Genomic DNA, 20945 nt, shown 5'->3' on the forward strand with positions numbered 1-20945 from the left:
TTATACTTATATTTCTTTTGAAAATAGTAACCGAATCCTATCGATACAATATTGATGGGATTCGGTTTTTTTAATAGTTTTGAATCATAATCACAGTACTATATTCATAGTATAGGTATAAATAAGATAAAGGAATGTGAACATATGAAAAAGAATATTTCATCCATTCGTCAAAATATCAATAAGCGAAAACAAGAGAAGCGTAAAATGGCTTTACAAAGTCCTCCTAAATCATCTGCGTATATCAATGATATGATCATGGAAGATGAAGAAAGGCATGGGTATGTTAGTACAGGTCCGTCCTATCTGAAAAAAAGTAGTAATAAAAAACCGATATTTCATTCTTTTCTATTGCGTAGTGTCATTGCTGCTTGTTTATTTTTTGTAATGACATTATCCTATCAATCGAATGTATCGATTCTTAAACAACCGAAAGAATGGACAAGCTATGTCTTACATGAAGAATTTCCATTTGCCACAATGAATGCATGGTACCAATCGAAATTTGGTGCGCCTTTTGCTGTAGAACCTATTGTAGACATAGATGAAGACATTGCAGTATTACCTGTGTCTGGTCAAATCGATCAATCTTTTCAAGAAAATGGACAAGGACTAATGATATCAACAGTTAATAAATCTGATGTCATTGCAGTAAATGCAGGAACTGTACTATTTGCTGGTAATGATGCAGATACAGGCAAAACGGTCATTGTCCAACATGCAGATCGAAGTAAAACAATTTATGGATTCTTATCTGATATCCAGGTACATTCTTATCAATCTGTAAGGGCAAATCAAGTGATTGGGTCATTTAAGCCAAGTGATTCTGTAGAAGCAATTTATTTTGCAGTGGAGAAAAATCGAGAATTTATCGATCCTGTTCAGGTGATACATGTTCATGAACAACAATAAACAATTTCCACCAATTCATATACATCCAATTGTATTTTTCTTCTTTATTATTGCGGCAATTACTGGTATGTTAGTGGAATGGTGTATTATTTTTTTTATTGTATTTATTCATGAATTAGGCCACTTTCTTTGCGCAAGATATTATGGTTGGAAGATAAAACGCATTTACCTATGGATTTTTGGTGGTGTAATGGAAGTAGAGAAAGATAGAGAAGTACCAATGAAAGAAGAATGGCTTGTGATTATTTCAGGGCCGTTACAACATGTGATACTTTTTTTCTTCTTTTCTATTATTGGCATGTTAGAACTTTTACCTGATCAGACAATCCAAATAGCGATGTATTATAATTTATTTATACTTTTGGGTAATTTAATACCAATCCTTCCGCTAGATGGGGGTAAAATGTTACATTTATTATGCCAACATCAATTTCCGTACTATATAGCTAATTGCATCACTATTGTTATATCTGTATTTCTTATTGTTTTGACATGTTCAATTGCATATGTAACGAAATTCCTTACACTTAGTCTTTTTATGCTTTTTATTTTTTTATTTTGGGAAAATCGATTAGAATGGAAACGTAGGCATTATACTTTTTGGCATTTTTTATTATTACGTTGCACAGCGCTATTGGAAAATAAACGACAGCAGGTTATTTTTTCAGAATCACAGGTTTCTTTATTTTCATTATTTCGCCAATTTTACCGAAATAGAAATAATGTAATTTGGATAAATGGAAGGTCAGAAGAATTATCCGAAAGAGACTGTCTTCATTTTTTTCTTAAAAATAAAAATTATCATATAACATTAAAACAAATCATGGATGAGAAGAAAGAGGTCGACTATGGGTAAACTATATTTTCAGACAAAGTCAACGGAAAAAATTGGCTTGTATGTGGAGAATAATAAAGTTGAAGCAATTCAAATTGATCGGCCGACACTTTCGATGAGTGTCGGTTCTATTTATGTTGGGAAAGTAAGAAATGTAGATAAAAAAATGGAAGCAGCCTTTGTGGAATTAGAAAATGGAATTGTTGGATTTTTGCCTCAAAAAGAATGTCCATTTATCATGAACACCTCTATCCATACTGTTTTGACAAACGGGATGACAATACTTGTTCAAGTAATAAAAGAAGCATATCAAGATAAGGGACCACGATTGTCATGTAATATAACAATCGGAGGAGATAGTATTGTTTATCTACCTTATGGGGAATATATCGCTGTCTCAAAGAAAATAAAAGAACAAAAAGAGGAATATGAACAATTTTTTACACAATTACTATTAGAAAAAGAAGGGGTAATTGTTCGAACAAATAGTGTAAACAAAAGTAAAGCAACATTACATCAAGAATTGGGTGAATTGAGACAGACATTTCAACATTTAAAACAACAATCTGATTCAATTAAAAAACCGACCTTACTTTATCGTAAAGACATTATTCCGACTAAAATGATGAATCAATATCGAAGTGTACCAATAGAAGAAATTATTTTTGATCAATATAGTACAATGAAACAAATGGAAAAGATATATCCAGAATGGAAAGCTATCATGCAAGTAAGAGAGAAGCTGCCACTAATGGAAGGGAAAACAATCGATCAATTACTTCAGGCAAGTCTAGAGAAGACAATTCAAACGACTGAAGGGATTACTTTAACAATTGACGAGACAGAAGCATTAACAGTCATTGATATAGATAGTAGTAAATTTAAAAGTAATCAATCCAAACAACTTACTTTATTACAAATTAATATTCAAGCAATTCAAACTATCTGTAGAGAAATTCAGAAACGAAATATATCTGGTATTATTGTAATTGATTTTCTAAAAATGAAAGACGAAAAAGAACGACAAATCGTAGTAAATCAGTTACAAGAACGATGCAAAAGAGACCCTATTCGAACAGAGATTTTTGGATTTACGAAATTAGGATTGCTTGAGATGACTAGAAAAAGAGAACAAATAAGTTTATTGCAACTAATGTCTGATTCTTCTTTATCTAATCACATAACTTTGAATGTCCAATCGGTTGCTTACCGGTTAGAAAGAGAAATATTAGAATATGGGGATTCAAAAGCAGAAGCATGTTGTATTCGTACATCAAAGCAAATAGCTGAATTTACTAGCATGTTAGTAAAAAATAAGCGAATTGATTTAGAAGTATATGTACTAATTGATTCATCTAAGAATACATACATTACAGAACGAGTTGGTACAAAAGAAATGGTCATGGAGTATATAGATACGCAACAACATTTTGTCATTGACAAACTAGTCTAATACGTGGTAAAATCGTCATGTTGTTTATGTAGCACCTGTTGCTACAACCGCGCAGAACAGGTGAAAAGCTTATTAGGGCTACCTGTATGGCGAGTCTGAGTCATATGAGGAGGTGCATATTGTGTACGCAATTATTGAAACTGGTGGAAAACAAGTGAAAGTAGAAGAAGGTCAAGTGATTTACGTAGAGAAATTAGCTGCTGAAGCTGGTGAATCTGTAACATTTGATAAAGTTCTTGTAGTAGGTGGAGACGAAGCTAAAATTGGAGCTCCATTCGTAGAAGGCGCTACTGTAACGGCTAAAGTTGAGAAACAAGGCCGTCAAAAGAAAGTTACAGTAATCAAATTCAAAGCAAAGAAAAACTATTCACGCAAGCAAGGTCACCGTCAACCATACACAAAGTTGACTATTGAAAAAATCAATGCATAAGGATTTCTTATGATTAAAGTGACTATTTGGCGTAAACAAAATGTGATAAAATCCTTTACCATAACAGGACATGCAGGAAGCGGTCCGTATGGCCACGACTTAGTTTGTGCAGCTGTATCGGCAGTTTCCTTCGGTGCTGTGAATGCGGTATTAGAATTATGCGAGATTGATGTAGCAATTGATCAAGCTGGTGATGATGGTGGGTATTTAAAAGTAACGATTCCTAATGAAAGCATGGATGATAAAGCATCATTATTGCTTGAAGGGATGGTTGTCTCTTTACAAACCATTGAACGAGATTATGGTCAATTTATATCCATCTCTAACAAATAAAGGGGAGGTGCAACTGATATGTTACGTCTAGATTTACAATTTTTCGCATCGAAAAAAGGTGTAGGTAGTACAAAAAACGGTCGTGACTCTGAATCTAAACGTTTAGGTGCTAAACGTGCGGACGGTCAATTCGTTTCTGGCGGATCTATCCTTTATCGTCAACGCGGTACTAAAATTTATCCAGGTGAGAACGTTGGACGTGGTGGAGACGATACATTATACGCTAAGGTGGATGGTGTAGTTCGTTTCGAGCGTTACGGACGCGATCGCAAAAAAGTAAGTGTATATCCTGCATAAGGATGATAGAGAAGACTCCAATCGAAATAGATTGGAGTCTTCTTATTGGGATTGGTGAGGAATCAAGACTCTGCATTTGAAGAGGTTTGTAGTGACAAAACTATCAAAAAAGTACACGTGCAAACCGTCATTTGAATTTTTCATATTGCTTCATTGTTCCAAAGTTTTATTTTAATTGTTGAAGATAATGATTGACAAAATGTGTATAATTTCATATAGTTAACGTACTATTTCTTTGTTCGCTATTCCGTAGCTCAGTTGAAAAAGCGTCACTTCGATAGGGAAATTATCATATATTGCGATCTGATAGTTCAGCGGGAGAATACGTTCTTGACAGGGACGGGGTCGGGGGTTCGAATCCCTCTCAGATCATAACCTTAAGGCACATTTCATAATTTTGAGTGTGTCTTTTTTGTATGTCAAATTAAATGTTGTTTTATTATTTAAAGTAAAACAATCAAAGCCTAATTTGGAGATGAATCTAACTTCGTATAATCATTTAGATGTGGAAGACAATCCAAATAGTTGAACAGAAAGAAATTTAAACGAACAGAATAGATGTTCAATGTACTATACTAACTTTATATCTTCCAATACGTGATATCGCAATTCTATTTGTTGTGTGCTATAATCTTCTTATTATGCTTTCGTTTGGAGTGACTAGTTGTATGAATGAAAAAGATGCAGTCGAATTGTTACGCCATTATCGTCATGATTATTTGAATGATTTACAACTTGTCATGGGATACTTACAATTAGGGAAACAAGAAAAAGCAGAGAAGAAATTAATTGATATTGTAGAAAAGTCAAATATGGAAAGAAAACTAGATCAATTGCAAATACCAAAAACAACGGTATTTCTTCATCAAACGAATATGAATTCGACTCAACTTAAGATATCTACAATGGTCTTATTTCAAGCAGATATTCATGAAATAGACACACAGTTGAAATCGAATTTAGAAGAGATGCTGATCGATTTAACAAACTTTCTAGTTGAATATGAAGAATATCAATTGAAGCTTTCTTTTGTAGCAAATCATGCGAATCACGTCGTACTTGAACTATTAATTGAGGGTCATCTGAATAATGAGAAGACATTTATCGAAAAGTATATGCAAAAATCATATATCCACTCTATAAAGAAACAAACAGACAAACAACTGGTGATAGAATGGATAGAATTGAAGAAGTAGGTGAAGACAAATGTTTGTCGATCAAGTCAAAGTTTATGTTAAAGCAGGTGACGGAGGAAATGGTAGTGTAGCATTTCGCCGTGAAATATATGTACCTATGGGTGGTCCAGCAGGTGGAGATGGAGGTAATGGAGGAGATATTGTATTTGAAGTAGATGAAGGTTTAAATACATTGATGGATTTCCGTTATCAGAGACATTTCAAAGCAAAACGAGGAGAAAATGGTATGGGTAAAGGAATGCATGGGAAAAATGCAGAACCGCTCGTGCTAAAAGTACCACCAGGAACTACTGTTAAAGATGTGAATACAGATGAAGTATTAGCAGACCTTATTGAACACAAACAACAAGCGGTCATTGCAAAAGGTGGTCGAGGTGGCCGTGGAAATATTCGATTTGCAACAGCTCGTAATCCTGCTCCAGAAATTGCTGAAAATGGAGAGCCTGGTATTGAAAGAGATATTCAAATTGAATTAAAATTAATTGCAGATGTTGGTTTAGTTGGTTTTCCTAGTGTTGGAAAATCTACATTATTATCTGTTGTAAGTGCAGCACGCCCCAAAATTGCCGATTATCATTTTACAACATTAGCTCCGAATTTAGGGGTTGTAGATACAGAAGATCATCGAAGCTTTGTATTAGCAGATTTACCAGGGCTAATTGAAGGTGCACACGAAGGTGTGGGGTTAGGACATCAATTTTTACGTCATGTGGAACGTACGAGAGTCATATTGCATGTGATTGATATGGCTGCAACAGAAGGACGAGATCCGTATGATGACTTTGTGACAATTAATAAAGAATTAGAACAATATGACCCAACGTTACTGGAAAGACCTCAAATTATTGTTGCGAATAAAATGGATATGCCAGAAGCGGAAGAACAGTTAGCATTTTTTAAAGAACAGCTAGATCAAGATTATCCTATCTTTCCTATTTCCACATTAACGAGACAGGGGATTCGCGATTTATTATTTGTAACTGCAAATAAATTAAATGAAATCCCGAAAAATTATCAACCATTAGAGGAAAAAGAAGAAAGAGTAGTATACAAATTTGAAAAGCAAGAAAAGCCGTTCCGTATTACAAGAGATTCTGATGGAACTTTTGTGTTATCAGGTGCACAAATTGAGAAGTTATTTAAGATGACAGATCTATCAAGAGATGAATCGATTCAACGCTTTTCACGACAACTTCGTGGAATGGGTGTTGATAAAGAATTACGAGAGCGTGGAGCAAAAGATGGAGACACTGTAAGATTATTGGAGTATGAGTTTGAATTTATGGAATAATAGAGCAAATGTGCTTTCTAAATAAAGGGGAATGTACGAATGCCTGCTAATAGCGAGAAATTCTATTTAGTTCGAGAAGATTTCTTACCTGATGGGATGAAAAAAACATTAGAAGCAAAGAAATTATTAGAAGGAAAAAAAGTAGACTCGATTCATGAAGCAACTAAACGTGTCGGACTATCTAGAAGTGTGTTTTATAAATATCGAGATGCAGTATTTCCATTTCATCATATGATGAAAGAACAAATGGTCACATTATTTTTTCATTTAGATGATCAAACAGGTGCATTGTCACATTTATTGTCATTAGTCGCAACTGCAGGATGCAACATCTTGACAATTCATCAAACCATTCCAGTACAAGGAAAAGCAAATGTGACATTATCCTTAAATACGACAGGTATGACAATCGAGATTGATGAACTATTACATCAACTGAAACAAGTCACATTTGTAAACCAAGTAGAAATATTAAGTTCAGGTGTATCTTAATAGGGGGAACATAATTGATGTCAGTAAAAGTTGGATATTTAGGACCTAAAGGCACATTCACAAAGATTGCAGTGGATTCCATGTTTAATGGGGAAGAGAAACAAGGGTATAAAAGTATTCCACAATGTATCGATGCAGTGGAAACTGGAGAAATTGATTATGCTGTTGTCCCATTGGAAAATGCGATTGAAGGTACTGTGAATGTCACTTTAGATTATCTAATTCAAAAAGAAAATGTAAAAATTGTGAGTGAAGTAATTGTACCCATTCGACAACATTTAATGGTACATCCAGACAATGTTACATTGTATCAAGAAAAAGTAGCAATTATCTATTCACATCCGCATGCCATTGCGCAATGTCATTCATATTTGCGAGAAAAATTACCAAATGTAGATGCACAAACAATGGGATCAACAGGTGCTGCTGCGAAATATGTAAGTGAACATCCGGAAGAGCAAATAGCTGCTATTGCTAACCATTTAGCAGCAAAAGAATATGGGTTAGTCATAGTAGAAAAAGATATACATGATTTTGATAACAATCATACCCGCTTTGTAGTTTTACATAAAAGTAAAAATGCATTAACTTCTAACAAATTAGAAGAAAAGGGTTATAAGACAACAATTACTGTCTCGTTGCCGTCAGATCGACCAGGGGCATTACATCAAGTATTATCGGCTTTTGCTTGGCGTAACTTAAACCTTTCTAAAATAGAATCAAGACCAATGAAAACGGGCCTTGGTAATTATTATTTCTTAATTGATATTGAACAGAAACTTGATGATGTATTAATTCCAAATGCGATTGCAGAAATGGAGTCGCTAGGTTGTACTGTGGAATTATTGGGGAGCTATCCGTATTATCTTCATAGTGGTAATGGTGTAACACTCACAGTATAATGCTGTGAGTGTTTTTAATACGCAATTGATATTCATATCAAAAAACTATACTGTAAGAAAACCTCTTTGATTTAATACATGACATGCTTGATCAAGCTTTTCTGTATCATCTGCTGCAATAGTGTGGTTATGAATACCATCAGTTAACTCTAGTAAATATGGAGCGTTTTTTTGTTCGATATTTGTGATAAATTGATCCACTTCTAAACGAGTGCTGACCATTACAGATGCACGTAAATCACCATATATGGGATGTTCAATAATCACATCTTTCACTGTAACACCATGATCTACTAAAATATATAACTCTTCTTTTGTTTCGTTCCCTTTGTGTTTACATGCAATGACACGTTCTATCGTTTTTTGTTCTGTTTGCATATACAAATATCCATTACTTGTTGCAATAATTGGGTGATTCTGTGCTTTTAGTAGTGTGATGTCTTGTACAATCACTTGTCTACTAACATTTGCTTTAGTTGCAAGCTCTCCACCTGTAATTGGTTTAGTTGCATCTTGAAGCCACTTACAGATTGCATTTCGTCGCTCTTCACCGATTAATTTTTTAACCATATGCAAGTCGAGCCTCCTCTAATCTTTGAAAAATTTTCGCTGAAACCATAATGATTGTATCAATCTCTTCAAATGTCGTTAAATGACTAAATGAAAAGCGGATATACCTTTTCCCGTCCTCTTCGTTATCGAGTAATGGTAAGACTGCTCGTGGTATTTCTTGTTGGCCTAATGCACATGCACTTCCTGTTGAAATAGCAATATTAAAACGATTGTATTCTAATAATAAATAATCACCTTGTATTTCATTGGATATGCATCCGACAATGCTCGGACAACTATTTTTTGAGCATAAAGGTAGTAAGGGTATTTCTTTTTGTTTTAATTGATTAATAAAATATGCTCTTACTTGATATAAATGCTCATACACTGCTATTTCGTGGATTCTTTTTGCAGATACTGCAAACGCACAAATTGCAGCAACATCTACAGTACCCGGGCGTAAGCCGAATTCGTGATTTGTCTCAATTGGATGATGAACTAACACATGTGGATTTCTGAAATAAATGGCGCCAACACTTTTTGGACCATATATTTTGTGACTAGATACAGTAATTGCGTCGATTGGCAATTGCGTAACATCTGTATGTATTTTACCAAATGATTGGACAAAATCACTATGAAAAAGAATATTTTTTTTGCTAAGTAACGCACTTATTTCTTCAATTGGTTGCTTAACACCTGTCTCCCCATTCACGTATTGTATTGTCACGAGTTTTGTTGAAGGCTTTATTGCATGGATTACCTGCTCGATTGTGATGTGCCCTTCTTTGTTCCCCTCTAAAAACGTAACATCAATCTGATTTTCCTTTTCAAGTGACAGTAAATGATAATAAATAGAGCTATGTTCCATCATTGTTGAAATTACATGTGGCTTATCCTTTGTGGGAATAGATCGCAAAAGAGTATTTATTGCCAGTATATTTCCTTCTGTACCGCCATTTGTAAAAATTATATTTTCGCTTTTTGCACGGAAGCAATGAGCAATCAACTCTCGTGCATGACGTAAGTAATCATTTGCTTTTGTACCAAAATCATGCAAACTACTAGCATTCCCGAAGTAACTTCGATTTATTTCACTATATATGTCCATCGCTTCATCAAGCATTGGAGTTGTTGCAGCATAATCACAATATATCATAATTCATCCACCTTATAAAAAATTTGCTTGCCTTTCTTTATATTATATGTAAATATAGGTGTAAAGACAACTGTAAAGTAAGGTGACTGTTATGCGTAAAAAAATACTTATTCTTGGTTCAGGAATTGCAGCGCATGTTGTAGCTAGTGAGTTGTGTCATCATTATGATGTAACAATACTAACGAAAGAGACGAAATCACATAATAATTCATTAAAAGCACAAGGTGGGATTGCAGCAGCCTTGTCAATTGATGATAGTTGGCAACAACATGTACAAGACACCATAAAAGCAGGAAGTTATTATAATGACAATAATGCTGTAGAATTTCTTTGCAAAAATGGAAAAAAGGAAATATTGACATTAACAGAACAAATTGCTTTTGATTGTACACCATATGGAGAGCTTTCATTAGGGAAAGAAGGTGCACACTCGACACGCCGAATTGTACGTGCAGGAGGTGATCAAATAGGTGTACATCTCATGAATTATTATGCTAATCAAATACAAGAGAATGTACATATGATAGAAAACGAGATGGCCATTGAGCTGGTGATAGAAGATAACCAATTGACAGGTGTCATTACAATAGATACTAATAATAATCGTAAGCAATATGAGGCAGATGATGTGGTTATTGCAACAGGTGGTTGTGGCAATCTGTTTGCCACAACATCTAACGATAAATCTGTAACAGGAGATGGAATTGCATTAGCATACCGAGCAGGTGCTCTGATTCGAGATATGGAATTCATCCAATTTCATCCTACAATGCTTCCAAGTGGTGGATTGATTTCAGAAGCTGTACGAGGGGAAGGTGGGTTTCTTGTCGATGAACAGAATATGCGATTTATGGATGCATATAGTGAATTGGGAGATTTAGCTTCAAGAGATATCGTAGCGAGAGCAATACATCAAGAAAAACAAAAAGGCCATTCTATTTATTTAAATATTTCAGAGATTCAAGAGTTTGAAATAAGGTTTCCTCAAATCACTTCAATTTGTGAAGAGTCGAACATAAATTGGCAGGAAGGGCTCATTCCTATCACACCTGGTGCTCATTTTTTAATGGGAGGTATTGCAACTGATATGAATGGAGAAACATCGATTCCGCATTTGTATGCAGTTGGAGAAGTAGCATGTTCTGGTGTACATGGAGCGAATCGACTAGCAAGTAACTCGCTATTAGAAGGGATTGTATTTGCTAAACAAGTAGCTCATACAATTCGAACAAAAACAGTATTTGAGAAGCAAACAATCCCAAAATTGACCACAAACTATAAGGAATGCTCACTACCATCATTATCTATTCTACAAGAGAAAATGATGCAATATTGTGGAATAGAACGCAACACAATCGAGCTAAAGCAATTGATTACATGGTTAGAAAGGTATATCTTACCACTTCCAAGTATTCTGCAGAAATCGAGACAAGAAATAGAATTGTATCATTGTTACACAACAGCATGGTTAATCGCTACATCTGCATATAGAAGAAAAGCAAGTATAGGTGCACATTATTTAATAGACGGAGAGAAAAGTTTCTCATCACAACCAATTTACAGACAAAATCAAGAGTTAGGTATGGAGGTATTCTCATGAATAAATGGCTTTTACGAGAACAATTACAATCTTTTTTTTCTGAAGATATAGGAAATGGAGATATAACAGGAGAATTATTATTTCTAAATTCCAATAAAACAAAAGGGCAATTGATAGCAAAGGAAGATGGAATCATTGCAGGTATGATCATAATACAAGAAGGATATTCATTATTGGATCAAACAATCGAAGTAAATTGCTTCAAAACAGATGGAGAGAGTGTCAAGAAAGGAGAAGTGATTTGTGAAGTGATTGGCAATACACAACATCTGTTAACTGGTGAACGAGTTATTTTAAATTTAATACAACATATGTCCGGCATTGCAACACTAACTAAAAAATGCGTCGATACGCTTAATAGTTCCCATACAAAAATCTGTGATACGAGAAAAACGACTCCTGGACTGAGAATGCTAGAGAAATACGCCGTTAAAATTGGTGGAGGGGTAAATCATCGCTATGGATTGTATGATGGTGTAATGATAAAGGATAACCATATTAAAGCGATAGGTTCAATTTATGATGCCGTAAAATTGGTGAGAGAAAATACAGGGCATATGGTAAAAATAGAAGTCGAAGTAGAAACATTAGAACAATTAAAAGAAGCGGTAGAAGCACAACCAGATATTATTATGCTTGATAATTGTTCTGCAAGTGAAGTGAAAGAAATGGTGAATCTAATTCCTGAACCAATCATTTCAGAAGTATCTGGTAATATCACTTTAGAAAATATTCACAATTATCAAGATATCGGTGTGGATTATATTTCAATGGGGTGTTTAACGCACTCACCAAGTGGGTTAGATATAAGTTTTCGATTAATGGGGGAAATCATATGACAATCACACAATTATTTACAAATGTCAATCCGACATTACCTGAAGCATATAAACACTTATCTGATGAGGTCATGGAAGAAAAAATTTATCGAATAAAGAAGCAAATGGGAAACGAACTATTTATCCCATGTCATCATTATCAAAAAGATGAAATTGTTCAGTTTGCTGATGCAACAGGAGACTCACTACAGTTAGCACAAATCTCCGCAAAGCAACATGCTAAATTCATTGTTTTTTGTGGTGTACATTTTATGGCGGAAACGGCGGATATTTTGTCGACACCTAATCAAAAAGTCATTTTGCCAGATATGCGTGCAGGTTGCTCCATGGCAGATATGGCAAATGATCAGCAAACAACAATTGCATGGAATCTATTAACAGAGTTATTTGGCGACACACTGTTGCCACTAACATATGTAAACTCAACAGCTTCCATTAAAGCTTTTGTAGGGAGAAATGGTGGGGCAACAGTTACCTCTTCTAATGCAAAGAAAATGGTTCAATGGGCATTCACCCAAAAACAACGTCTTTTATTTTTGCCAGATCAACATTTGGGAAGAAATACAGCATATGACCTCGGTATCCCATTAGACCAAATGGCAGTATGGGATCCAATTCAACACAGATTAGAGTATGATGGTGACTTATCACAAGTTCGTGTCATATTGTGGAAAGGGCATTGTTCTGTACATGAAAATTTCACTTTGAAAAATATTGAATATATTCGAAAAAACAAGCCAGAAATGCATGTGATTGTCCATCCAGAATGTTCACACGACGTTGTCCAACATGCAGATTTTCATGGATCAACAAAGTTCATTATTGATACAATTGAAAAAGCCAAAGCTGGTACGAAGTGGGCGATAGGGACAGAGATGAATTTAGTTAACAGACTTCGGTCACAGCATAAAGATAAAGAGATTATTTCATTAAATCCATATATGTGTCCATGTTTAACAATGAATCGTATTGACCTCCCGCACTTGCTATGGGTATTAGATCAAATTGCTGAAGCGGAGGAAATAAATAGAATTGTAGTCGATGAACATGTGGCAGTAGATGCTCGATTAGCATTAAAGAGAATGCTTGATTTATCCTAGTGTTATTTCTTTACAAACAATAATTTGGTAGATACTTATTGGTAATAGAAAAAGTATGTTTAGGAGATAAATTTATCCTATCCATACTTTTTTTATTCAACATTTTAGGCTTATTGCATATGTTGATAAAGAAGACAGAACAGGTGCCTAGATACTTATAGATTGGAAAGGAGCAAGTACGTTGAAAATTCACGTTGTGCAAAAAGATGAGACGTTATGGAAGATTGCGCAGAAATATGGAGTGGATTTTGATCAATTAATTGCAGCGAATCAGCAATTAGCAGATCCAAATATGATTATGCCAGGAATGAAAATAAAAATTCCTGCGTCAACTAATAAACAACAATCAGATAAACAACAACAAACCCCTCCGAAAAAAGAAATGACACAGACACAAGAAGATAAGTCTAGTGATAAGAAAAAGCCAACGAATCAAATTTTGCCAGAAATAAAAGAAGATGAAGAGAAAAAATGGGAGCCACTAAAAAAGGAGTTGCCATCATTACCTATGAATTTTAATAAACAACCTTCAGAAAAAGAACCTAAATTACAGCCAATGGTACCACAAATGAATCAACAAAAATTACAACAAATGCCACAACAACAGCAACCAAGTAATGATTTGAAATGGCTACAATTTACATCAAATAATTTTGAAACAAATATTCAACAACCAATGCATCCAGTTAGTGAGAAGCCACAACAACAGCCAGAACAACCGTCCTTAACAAAACCAGTACAACAACAACAAATGCCACATATGATACCACAAGCACCGTGTTATTCAACGGATGGAATTCCATATGGATATGGTCACATGCAACCAATGCCATATCAAGGAGGATATCCATTCCCAGATAATTTTAATCCACAACAAATGCCACAAAATCAAATGATGCCACAGATGCAACAACAAATGCCACAAAATCAAATGATGCCACAGATGCAACAACAAATGCCGCAAGAACAAATGATGCCACAAATGCAACAGCAAATGCCGCAAGAACAAATGATGCCACAAATGCAACAGCAATGGACAGCGCAACCTATGTGGCCACAAATGTTACCAGGCGGTCCGCAACAGGGATGGCAACAACCTTTGATGAATCCGCAACAATTACACGTACCACAACCAGGTGCACCAGGATATCCAATGGTTCCATTACCACCACAAGGTTTTGGTATGGGAGGGAACATGTATCCAAATTATCAAGGGCCACAACATCCATATGGTAAACAACAAAATGACTGTGGTTGTGGACGAAGAGAAGAATAATAAAATGTCGCAATGTATGTTTTAAAACATATATTGCGACATTCACTTTTTATGGGAAACTATTAAGAGAACAATTGTGAACAAAGTCTAATAAGGTAAGGTGGCGCGTCCAGCATAAACGGACAAATCTTTTTATGATTTTATAAAAATTTAGGGTTTATGTATGGTTAAAAATGTTAGAGTTGGACAACCTAAAAATAACCAAGTTTAGAATGGAGTGAATATATTGTATAAACGATGGTTATTTTTAAATGTTCTATTTATTATGATCTGTTCTATTTATTTAGTCATTGATAATCTATCACCTAGTATATATAAGAATAATGCAGATGTGGAAATACTATCAGCAGTGAATACGGATCATTTAACCGTGGAAGTGACTTTAGAGAAACAGTATATTGATGGTCATATAGAAGTGGAGAAAACAAGTGAAACTATTTCTTCAATGGAAGATTTTTGGGCGAATTATCTTGATTGGGAATTAGTTGATCAAACAGATGGATTGATTCATTTTCGAAAAGAGGTAAATGATATATCTCCATATTTGAAAACATATGGATATTTTGGATTAAATAATAGTGTACTTACTATTTTTGAAGGCACGCCAATTGAAGAAAAAGCAATTCAATCTTTTTATCACATTGATACAGAAGAATTAGAAAGTCATTTGTTTCAAGAATTAAACAAAGGCATCAAGATAAAAACAAAAGAAGATTATGAGAATGTGCTAGAAACGTTTAGAAATTATAATGACACGAAAGAAGTGAGTGGATAATTTCTAAGTATGTGATAAATAGTATTACAATCCGAACTATAAAAAGTTCGGATTGTTTGTCTTTCAAGATACATTAATATTTACATATATGCATGATAAGTATATCAATAACATTTTGTGTGAATGAATGTATTCGTGTATCATAGTAAGTATGGATTCCTTGCCAAGCTTGAACGGAATAGAAAAATAGGCTATGATGAAATACGAACATATGATTGATATAAGGTGGATGACAATGATTGCATATATTAGAGGGAAGATTGCAGAAATAACAGATCAAGCAGTATTTATTGAAGCAAATGGGGTTGGATATGAAGTGATTTGTCCAAATCCATTTCGGTTTCAGTCTAAATTAGGTTTAATAGAGAAGATATATACATACCATCATGTGAGAGAAGATGCTCAAGTTTTATTTGGGTTTGAAAAAATAGATGAAAAAACATTGTTTGCTAAAATTTTGAATGTATCTGGTGTTGGACCAAAAGGTGCTTTAGCTGTCCTCGCGCAAACTTCTGTGAATGATTTTGTTGCAGCAATTGAACAAGAGAACGAAAAGTTCTTGACTACTTTTCCAGGTGTAGGGAAAAAAACAGCGAGACAAATGATACTTGATCTTAAAGGGAAATTACCATTCACATACTCAATGGAGGAAGTGTCAGAAGTTACGAATTCAAAAACAACTAACATGGCACTAGATGAAGCGCTAGAAGCATTAAAAGCTTTAGGTTATTCAGATAGAGAAGTCATGCTTATTAAACCAAAATTACAGGAATTGGAAATACAAGAAACAGATCATTATGTTAAAAAAGGTTTAGCATTAATGATGAAATAACAAGAGAGAGGAGTGTAGCTATGGAAGATAGAATCATTTCAGGTGAATTGCAAGAGTCAGATAGTATGGAAGAATTAAGTTTACGACCACAACGATTAAAGCAATATATTGGTCAGCATAAAGCGAAGGAAAACTTAGCTATTTTTATAGAGGCAGCAAAAATGCGTAATGAACCATTAGACCATGTATTATTGTATGGCCCACCAGGACTTGGAAAAACAACGATGGCCCAAATTATCGCTAATGAAATGGGTGTTCAATTTAAGTCTACATCAGGGCCGGCAATAGAACGTTCTGGTGATTTAGCTGCAATACTTTCCTCTCTTGAAGTTGGTGATGTGTTGTTTATTGATGAAATACATAGATTACCAAGAGCGGTTGAAGAGATATTATATCCTGCAATGGAAGACTTCTGTTTAGATATTGTCATTGGCTCTGGACCAAGTGCTAGGTCTGTTCAAATCGATTTGCCTCCATTTACATTGGTTGGTGCGACAACAAGAGCGGGGTTACTAACAGCGCCTTTACGCGATCGATTTGGAGTGTTGAGTCGCTTAGAATTTTATGAAGTAATCGATTTGTGCGCAATTGTTGAACGAACGGCAGAAATATTCAATACTTCGATACACAAAGACGCCGCATTGGAAATAGCAAGGCGATCAAGAGGAACACCACGAATTGCTAATCGATTACTAAAACGAGTGAGAGATATCTCACAAGTAAAAGGTGAAGAGCGGATCGCTATAGAGACGACACAACAAGCGTTAAAGATGTTACAAGTTGACAATGCAGGGCTAGATCAGATAGATCATAAATTATTACTAGCGATGATAGAAGGTTTCCAAGGTGGGCCTGTTGGATTAGATACAATAGCAGCTTCAATTGGGGAAGAATCACAAACCATTGAGGATGTCTATGAACCTTTTTTGTTACAACAAGGATTTATTCAACGAACACCACGAGGTAGAGTTGTAACACCTAAAGCATATATGCATTTTCAAATGGAGGTACCAAAGACTTGACGGATGTAGGGAAAATCTTTATTGTAATAGGGGTTGTCTTTATTATTATTGGATTACTTTGGGGTTTTATCGGTAAACTTCCAGGAGATATTAGCTTTAAAAAAGGAAATATCTCATTTCACTTTCCGATAATGACTTCCATTATTGTTAGTATTATTTTGACATTAATTTTTTATGTGATAGGACGGTTTAAATAATGCGTATAGAAGATTTTGATTTTAACTTACCAGAAGAACTGATTGCTCAAACACCATTAAAAGACAGAACAAGTTCTAGACTAATGGTATTGAACCGAAGTGACAAATCAATCAAACATCATCATTTCTATGATGTGATTGATTATTTGGAAAAAGGCGATTGTCTTGTACTGAATAATACAAAAGTATTACCAGCAAGACTATATGGAACGAAAATAGATACTGGTGCGAAAGTAGAAGTTTTATTACTGACTCAAATCGAAGGAGATAGATGGGAAGTATTAATAAAACCAGCAAAACGAGTAAAAGAAGGTACAATCATCACATTTGGTGATGGGAAGTTAGTTGCTACTTGTGTGGATACCAAAGACCATGGTGGCAGAATTTTAGAATTTGATTATGATGGTATTTTTTATGAAGTGTTAGATGAGTTAGGTGAAATGCCGTTACCACCATATATCAAAGAACAACTAGAGGAAAAGGATCGATATCAAACTGTTTATGCAAGAGAAGAAGGTTCTGCCGCTGCACCTACTGCTGGACTTCATTTCACAGAAGAATTATTAGATAAAATAAAACAAAAAGGTGTCGAAATTGCCTTTATTACACTACATGTCGGACTTGGAACATTTAGACCAGTGAGTGTCGAAGATGTAACTACACACGAGATGCATGCAGAATTTTACCAAATGACAGAAGAAACAGCAATGCAATTAAACAATGTGAAAAAAAGAGGCAACAAAATCATTTCTGTAGGAACGACATCAACAAGAACACTTGAAACAATTGCTCGCGATACTGGTGGTGTATTTGAAGCGAAAAATGGATGGACAGATATTTTCATTTATCCACCATACCAATTTAAAGCAATAGATGGGCTTATTACGAACTTTCATTTACCAAAATCAACATTAATTATGTTAGTCAGTGCATTTAGTAATCGTGATTTTATTTTAGAAGCTTATAATAAAGCGGTGGAAGAGAAGTATCGTTTCTTTAGTTTTGGAGATGCAATGTTATTGCTTTAATAATTGTAAGAACATAGAACAAATAGTATCATTATGTATAGTTTGAACACTAGAATAACAATGGATAAGATATAGAAGTTAGAAAGGAAAAAATTAATGACAGCTATCACTTATGAACATATCAAAACATGTAAGCAGACTGGCGCAAGACTTGGAAAAGTTCATACACCACACGGTACATTTGATACACCAACATTTATGCCTGTTGGAACACTTGCAACAGTAAAAACGATGAGTCCTGAAGAATTAAAACAAATGAATGCGAATATTATTTTATCAAACACGTATCATTTATGGCTAAGACCAGGCCATGAGATTATCAAAGAAGCTGGCGGTTTACATCAGTTTATGAACTGGGATGGTGCGATTTTAACAGATTCTGGTGGTTTCCAAGTATTTAGTTTAAGTGATTTACGAAGAATTGAAGAAGAAGGCGTACATTTTAGAAATCACCTTAATGGTGAAAAGCTATTCCTGTCTCCTGAAAAAGCAATGGAGATCCAAAATGCTCTTGGGTCTGATATTATGATGGCATTTGATGAGTGTCCACCGTACCCTGCAGAACATGAGTATATGAAAAAGTCTGTGGAACGTACAAGTAGATGGGCAGAGCGTTGTCTAGAAGCACATTCACGGAAACAAGATCAAGGCTTATTCGGCATCGTACAAGGTGGGGAATATGAAGATCTTCGTAAGTTGAGTGCAAAAGATTTAACATCGTTAGATTTCCCTGGATATGCTATAGGGGGACTATCTGTAGGTGAACCGAAAGAAGTGATGAATCGTGTCTTAGAATTTACTACTCCTCATTTGCCGTTTGACAAACCTCGATACTTAATGGGAGTTGGATCACCAGATTCCTTAATTGATGGAGCGATACGTGGAATTGATATGTTTGATTGTGTATTACCAACAAGAATTGCACGAAACGGTACATGTATGACATCAAAAGGAAGGCTTGTTGTGCGTAACGCGAAATACGCAAAAGATTTTACACCGCTTGATCCAAATTGCGATTGTCACGTATGTAAAAATTATACTAGAGCATATATAAGACATTTAGTCAAAGCAAATGAAACATTCGGTTTTAGACTTACTACTTATCATAATCTATATTTTCTGTTAAAATTAATGGAGCAAGTCCGTGAAGCAATTATGCAAGACCGACTTGGTGATTTTCGAGAAGAATTCTTTGAACAATATGGATTTAATAAACCGAATGCAAAGAATTTTTGATACTGTAAAGGGGGGGAAAAGATGGAGGCTGTATTATCATTTGTGCCATTGATATTGATGGTAGTAATCTTTTATTTTCTTTTGATAAGACCACAACAAAAGAAACAAAAAGAAGTACGTCGAATGCAATCAGAGCTGAAAAAAGGTGATGAAATCGTTACAATTGGTGGATTTCACGGAACAGTTCATGCATTAGATGAGGACAAAATTATCTTAATTACTGATGGTGGCACAAAACTTACATACGATCGCTCAGCGGTACGTGAAGTAACACTATCTAAATAAGAGGAAAAGCTTGCGATGATAACTTGTCGCAAGCTTTTTTTCACTCCAGTCGCTACGTTTCTGACTGGGCACTTTCGCTTTTGTATCATCTAGCGTAAGCGCCCAGAAACTAGACGACTTCGTAAACCGCCCTACGACATAGAAGACTTACCGAATGTGTGAACATGAGGTTTAGTCGCACTTGTACTCTCGAGTATAAGTCATCATCGGTTCGCAAGCTCACCGTGATTCCTTTTCCACGGTGAAGCGACCGTAATACCACAACATAATAAAGAGATTATACATTTAGAATGAATGCTAGTTGTGGGCAAACGGTCACTAACACCCTGATAAGTTTCGCTACCGATCAGTCAGAGTTTACAACTCCAACTGATTGAAGTCTCACTTTATCTCAGTTGGTTCACTCCAGTCGCTACGTTTCTGATCGGGCGCTTTCGCTTTTGTTCAATCTGTTTCTCCTCCGGATATGTTTACACCGATGATTGATCCCAGCATTGCTAATAAGAGATAGGCAGAATGATGTACAAATTCAGTGATGGAGAATCCAATATTGAGACCTAAATATCTGTAAAAAAATACAAATAATGAAAATGCTAAGCTCGTTAGTGCACCTACAACAATTCCTTTTTTCTTTGCTTTTATTCCTGCAATGAATCCCCCAGTAAATAATGCTAAAAAGCTGATAAATAATGTTACAAGATTTAATGTAGACTCACCTAATGAAGTGAAACGAAGTAATAATGTTAAAACAATACTTGCGAGAAGAATAACAAAAATAATCCCAATCCAACCAAAAAAAATACTCACAGCTGTTTTCATCTCATTTCTCCTTTCAAAAAAATATCCTCTATATCTATGTATGCTCGTACAAAAAAAATAGAAGAACGCTTTTTTGAATAGTTT

At 34.9% G+C, this 20945-nt stretch carries 24 protein-coding genes, 1 tRNA gene and 1 other annotated feature; of the genes, 22 read left to right on the forward strand and 3 right to left on the reverse strand.

Features of this window, described 5'->3' with window-relative positions; translation table 11 throughout:
- The first annotated feature begins 144 nt into the window (after window positions 1-144).
- The 11 genes from ACFOZ1_RS11155 (at window position 145) to pheA (ending at window position 8141) form a co-directional block, all read left to right on the forward strand.
- Window positions 145-912 (forward strand): peptidoglycan DD-metalloendopeptidase family protein, encoded by a 768-nt coding sequence (locus ACFOZ1_RS11155; protein ID WP_390199320.1) that lies wholly within the window; start codon window positions 145-147, stop codon window positions 910-912.
- Window positions 899-1768, forward strand: coding sequence for a M50 family metallopeptidase (locus tag ACFOZ1_RS11160; RefSeq protein WP_390199322.1), 870 nt, complete (start codon window positions 899-901; stop codon window positions 1766-1768). The genes ACFOZ1_RS11155 and ACFOZ1_RS11160 overlap by 14 nt, the downstream gene beginning before the upstream one ends.
- A complete protein-coding gene (locus ACFOZ1_RS11165; protein WP_390199324.1) occupies window positions 1761-3200 on the forward strand; it encodes a ribonuclease E/G in 1440 nt (479 codons plus the stop codon). The genes ACFOZ1_RS11160 and ACFOZ1_RS11165 overlap by 8 nt, the downstream gene beginning before the upstream one ends.
- Before the next feature lie 35 nt (window positions 3201-3235).
- Window positions 3236-3307, forward strand: a sequence feature (ribosomal protein L21 leader region).
- Window positions 3308-3321: 14 nt separating this feature from the next.
- On the forward strand, window positions 3322-3630 hold the full coding sequence (rplU, locus tag ACFOZ1_RS11170) for a 50S ribosomal protein L21 (RefSeq protein WP_390199326.1): 309 nt from the start codon (window positions 3322-3324) through the stop codon (window positions 3628-3630).
- A 9-nt stretch (window positions 3631-3639) separates the two neighbouring features.
- The gene (locus tag ACFOZ1_RS11175) at window positions 3640-3963 is read left to right on the forward strand and encodes a ribosomal-processing cysteine protease Prp (RefSeq protein ID WP_390199327.1); all 324 of its coding nucleotides are present in this window, start codon (window positions 3640-3642) and stop codon (window positions 3961-3963) included.
- Between the two features lie 18 nt (window positions 3964-3981).
- Complete coding sequence (gene rpmA / locus ACFOZ1_RS11180; protein WP_390199329.1) at window positions 3982-4260, forward strand: 50S ribosomal protein L27; 279 nt, start codon at window positions 3982-3984, stop codon at window positions 4258-4260.
- A gap of 300 nt (window positions 4261-4560) precedes the next feature.
- Window positions 4561-4632, forward strand: a tRNA-Val gene (locus ACFOZ1_RS11185).
- Window positions 4633-4928: 296 nt separating this feature from the next.
- Window positions 4929-5456: a Spo0B domain-containing protein gene (locus ACFOZ1_RS11190; RefSeq protein ID WP_390199330.1), complete on the forward strand. Its 528-nt coding sequence runs from the start codon at window positions 4929-4931 to the stop codon at window positions 5454-5456.
- A gap of 10 nt (window positions 5457-5466) precedes the next feature.
- Entirely contained in the window at window positions 5467-6747 is a 1281-nt protein-coding gene (gene obgE / locus ACFOZ1_RS11195; protein ID WP_390199331.1) for a GTPase ObgE, read from the forward strand.
- A 39-nt stretch (window positions 6748-6786) separates the two neighbouring features.
- Window positions 6787-7239 (forward strand): ACT domain-containing protein, encoded by a 453-nt coding sequence (locus ACFOZ1_RS11200; protein ID WP_390199332.1) that lies wholly within the window; start codon window positions 6787-6789, stop codon window positions 7237-7239.
- Window positions 7240-7256: 17 nt separating this feature from the next.
- Window positions 7257-8141 carry a prephenate dehydratase gene (gene pheA, locus ACFOZ1_RS11205; protein ID WP_390199333.1) on the forward strand — a complete coding sequence of 295 codons (885 nt, stop codon included), beginning with the start codon at window positions 7257-7259 and terminating at the stop codon, window positions 8139-8141.
- Window positions 8142-8186: 45 nt separating this feature from the next.
- Here the strand turns inward: pheA and ACFOZ1_RS11210 are convergent, their stop codons facing one another.
- Window positions 8187-8711, reverse strand: coding sequence for a transcription repressor NadR (locus ACFOZ1_RS11210; protein WP_390199335.1), 525 nt, complete (start codon window positions 8709-8711; stop codon window positions 8187-8189).
- Window positions 8704-9852 (reverse strand): IscS subfamily cysteine desulfurase, encoded by a 1149-nt coding sequence (locus tag ACFOZ1_RS11215; RefSeq protein WP_390199336.1) that lies wholly within the window; start codon window positions 9850-9852, stop codon window positions 8704-8706. The genes ACFOZ1_RS11210 and ACFOZ1_RS11215 overlap by 8 nt, the downstream gene beginning before the upstream one ends.
- 91 nt (window positions 9853-9943) lie before the next feature.
- On the opposite strand from ACFOZ1_RS11215, the gene nadB reads away from it, so the two are divergent.
- The 11 genes from nadB to yajC all read left to right on the forward strand — a co-directional run bounded on the left by nadB (window position 9944) and on the right by yajC (window position 20042).
- On the forward strand, window positions 9944-11452 hold the full coding sequence (nadB, locus tag ACFOZ1_RS11220; protein ID WP_390199337.1) for an L-aspartate oxidase: 1509 nt from the start codon (window positions 9944-9946) through the stop codon (window positions 11450-11452).
- On the forward strand, window positions 11449-12291 hold the full coding sequence (gene nadC, locus ACFOZ1_RS11225; protein ID WP_390199338.1) for a carboxylating nicotinate-nucleotide diphosphorylase: 843 nt from the start codon (window positions 11449-11451) through the stop codon (window positions 12289-12291). Before nadB ends, nadC begins: the two co-directional genes overlap by 4 nt.
- Window positions 12288-13391, forward strand: a complete 1104-nt coding sequence (gene nadA / locus ACFOZ1_RS11230; RefSeq protein ID WP_390199340.1) for a quinolinate synthase NadA — start codon at window positions 12288-12290, stop codon at window positions 13389-13391. The genes nadC and nadA overlap by 4 nt, the downstream gene beginning before the upstream one ends.
- A 181-nt stretch (window positions 13392-13572) precedes the next feature.
- Window positions 13573-14667 (forward strand): SafA/ExsA family spore coat assembly protein, encoded by a 1095-nt coding sequence (safA, locus tag ACFOZ1_RS11235; protein WP_390199341.1) that lies wholly within the window; start codon window positions 13573-13575, stop codon window positions 14665-14667.
- Between the two features lie 217 nt (window positions 14668-14884).
- On the forward strand, window positions 14885-15442 hold the full coding sequence (locus ACFOZ1_RS11240) for a BofC C-terminal domain-containing protein (RefSeq protein ID WP_390199343.1): 558 nt from the start codon (window positions 14885-14887) through the stop codon (window positions 15440-15442).
- Between the two features lie 235 nt (window positions 15443-15677).
- Window positions 15678-16274, forward strand: a complete 597-nt coding sequence (gene ruvA / locus ACFOZ1_RS11245) for a Holliday junction branch migration protein RuvA (protein ID WP_390199344.1) — start codon at window positions 15678-15680, stop codon at window positions 16272-16274.
- Between the two features lie 20 nt (window positions 16275-16294).
- Window positions 16295-17296 (forward strand): Holliday junction branch migration DNA helicase RuvB, encoded by a 1002-nt coding sequence (gene ruvB, locus ACFOZ1_RS11250; protein ID WP_390199346.1) that lies wholly within the window; start codon window positions 16295-16297, stop codon window positions 17294-17296.
- Complete coding sequence (locus tag ACFOZ1_RS11255) at window positions 17293-17493, forward strand: DUF2905 domain-containing protein (protein WP_390199348.1); 201 nt, start codon at window positions 17293-17295, stop codon at window positions 17491-17493. The genes ruvB and ACFOZ1_RS11255 overlap by 4 nt, the downstream gene beginning before the upstream one ends.
- Window positions 17493-18521, forward strand: a complete 1029-nt coding sequence (gene queA / locus ACFOZ1_RS11260; protein WP_390199350.1) for a tRNA preQ1(34) S-adenosylmethionine ribosyltransferase-isomerase QueA — start codon at window positions 17493-17495, stop codon at window positions 18519-18521. Before ACFOZ1_RS11255 ends, queA begins: the two co-directional genes overlap by 1 nt.
- 96 nt (window positions 18522-18617) lie before the next feature.
- Window positions 18618-19757: a tRNA guanosine(34) transglycosylase Tgt gene (gene tgt, locus ACFOZ1_RS11265; protein WP_390199352.1), complete on the forward strand. Its 1140-nt coding sequence runs from the start codon at window positions 18618-18620 to the stop codon at window positions 19755-19757.
- 21 nt (window positions 19758-19778) lie between these two features.
- Complete coding sequence (yajC, locus tag ACFOZ1_RS11270; protein WP_390199354.1) at window positions 19779-20042, forward strand: preprotein translocase subunit YajC; 264 nt, start codon at window positions 19779-19781, stop codon at window positions 20040-20042.
- Window positions 20043-20486: 444 nt separating this feature from the next.
- Here yajC and ACFOZ1_RS11275 read toward each other — a convergent pair whose 3' ends face one another.
- Window positions 20487-20861 (reverse strand): TIGR04086 family membrane protein, encoded by a 375-nt coding sequence (locus ACFOZ1_RS11275; RefSeq protein WP_390199355.1) that lies wholly within the window; start codon window positions 20859-20861, stop codon window positions 20487-20489.
- Window positions 20862-20945: the final 84 nt, after the last annotated feature.

The sequence above is a fragment of the Gracilibacillus marinus genome (genome assembly GCF_042651725.1).
GTDB lineage: Bacteria > Bacillota > Bacilli > Bacillales > Amphibacillaceae > Gracilibacillus > Gracilibacillus marinus.

What these genes read in the sequence shown, in the direction of transcription:
- ACFOZ1_RS11155 (WP_390199320.1), top strand. Translation starts at nt 145, where the DNA reads ATGAAAAAGAATATTTCATCCATTCGTCAAAATATCAATAAGCGAAAA.
- ACFOZ1_RS11160 (WP_390199322.1), top strand. Translation starts at nt 899, where the DNA reads ATGAACAACAATAAACAATTTCCACCAATTCATATACATCCAATTGTA.
- ACFOZ1_RS11165 (WP_390199324.1), top strand. Translation starts at nt 1,761, where the DNA reads ATGGGTAAACTATATTTTCAGACAAAGTCAACGGAAAAAATTGGCTTG.
- ACFOZ1_RS11175 (WP_390199327.1), top strand. Translation starts at nt 3,640, where the DNA reads ATGATTAAAGTGACTATTTGGCGTAAACAAAATGTGATAAAATCCTTT.
- rpmA (WP_390199329.1), top strand. Translation starts at nt 3,982, where the DNA reads ATGTTACGTCTAGATTTACAATTTTTCGCATCGAAAAAAGGTGTAGGT.
- ACFOZ1_RS11190 (WP_390199330.1), top strand. Translation starts at nt 4,929, where the DNA reads ATGAATGAAAAAGATGCAGTCGAATTGTTACGCCATTATCGTCATGAT.
- obgE (WP_390199331.1), top strand. Translation starts at nt 5,467, where the DNA reads ATGTTTGTCGATCAAGTCAAAGTTTATGTTAAAGCAGGTGACGGAGGA.
- ACFOZ1_RS11200 (WP_390199332.1), top strand. Translation starts at nt 6,787, where the DNA reads ATGCCTGCTAATAGCGAGAAATTCTATTTAGTTCGAGAAGATTTCTTA.
- pheA (WP_390199333.1), top strand. Translation starts at nt 7,257, where the DNA reads ATGTCAGTAAAAGTTGGATATTTAGGACCTAAAGGCACATTCACAAAG.
- ACFOZ1_RS11210 (WP_390199335.1), bottom strand. Translation starts at nt 8,711, where the DNA reads ATGGTTAAAAAATTAATCGGTGAAGAGCGACGAAATGCAATCTGTAAG.
- ACFOZ1_RS11215 (WP_390199336.1), bottom strand. Translation starts at nt 9,852, where the DNA reads ATGATATATTGTGATTATGCTGCAACAACTCCAATGCTTGATGAAGCG.
- nadB (WP_390199337.1), top strand. Translation starts at nt 9,944, where the DNA reads ATGCGTAAAAAAATACTTATTCTTGGTTCAGGAATTGCAGCGCATGTT.
- nadC (WP_390199338.1), top strand. Translation starts at nt 11,449, where the DNA reads ATGAATAAATGGCTTTTACGAGAACAATTACAATCTTTTTTTTCTGAA.
- nadA (WP_390199340.1), top strand. Translation starts at nt 12,288, where the DNA reads ATGACAATCACACAATTATTTACAAATGTCAATCCGACATTACCTGAA.
- ruvA (WP_390199344.1), top strand. Translation starts at nt 15,678, where the DNA reads ATGATTGCATATATTAGAGGGAAGATTGCAGAAATAACAGATCAAGCA.
- ruvB (WP_390199346.1), top strand. Translation starts at nt 16,295, where the DNA reads ATGGAAGATAGAATCATTTCAGGTGAATTGCAAGAGTCAGATAGTATG.
- queA (WP_390199350.1), top strand. Translation starts at nt 17,493, where the DNA reads ATGCGTATAGAAGATTTTGATTTTAACTTACCAGAAGAACTGATTGCT.
- tgt (WP_390199352.1), top strand. Translation starts at nt 18,618, where the DNA reads ATGACAGCTATCACTTATGAACATATCAAAACATGTAAGCAGACTGGC.
- yajC (WP_390199354.1), top strand. Translation starts at nt 19,779, where the DNA reads ATGGAGGCTGTATTATCATTTGTGCCATTGATATTGATGGTAGTAATC.
- ACFOZ1_RS11275 (WP_390199355.1), bottom strand. Translation starts at nt 20,861, where the DNA reads ATGAAAACAGCTGTGAGTATTTTTTTTGGTTGGATTGGGATTATTTTT.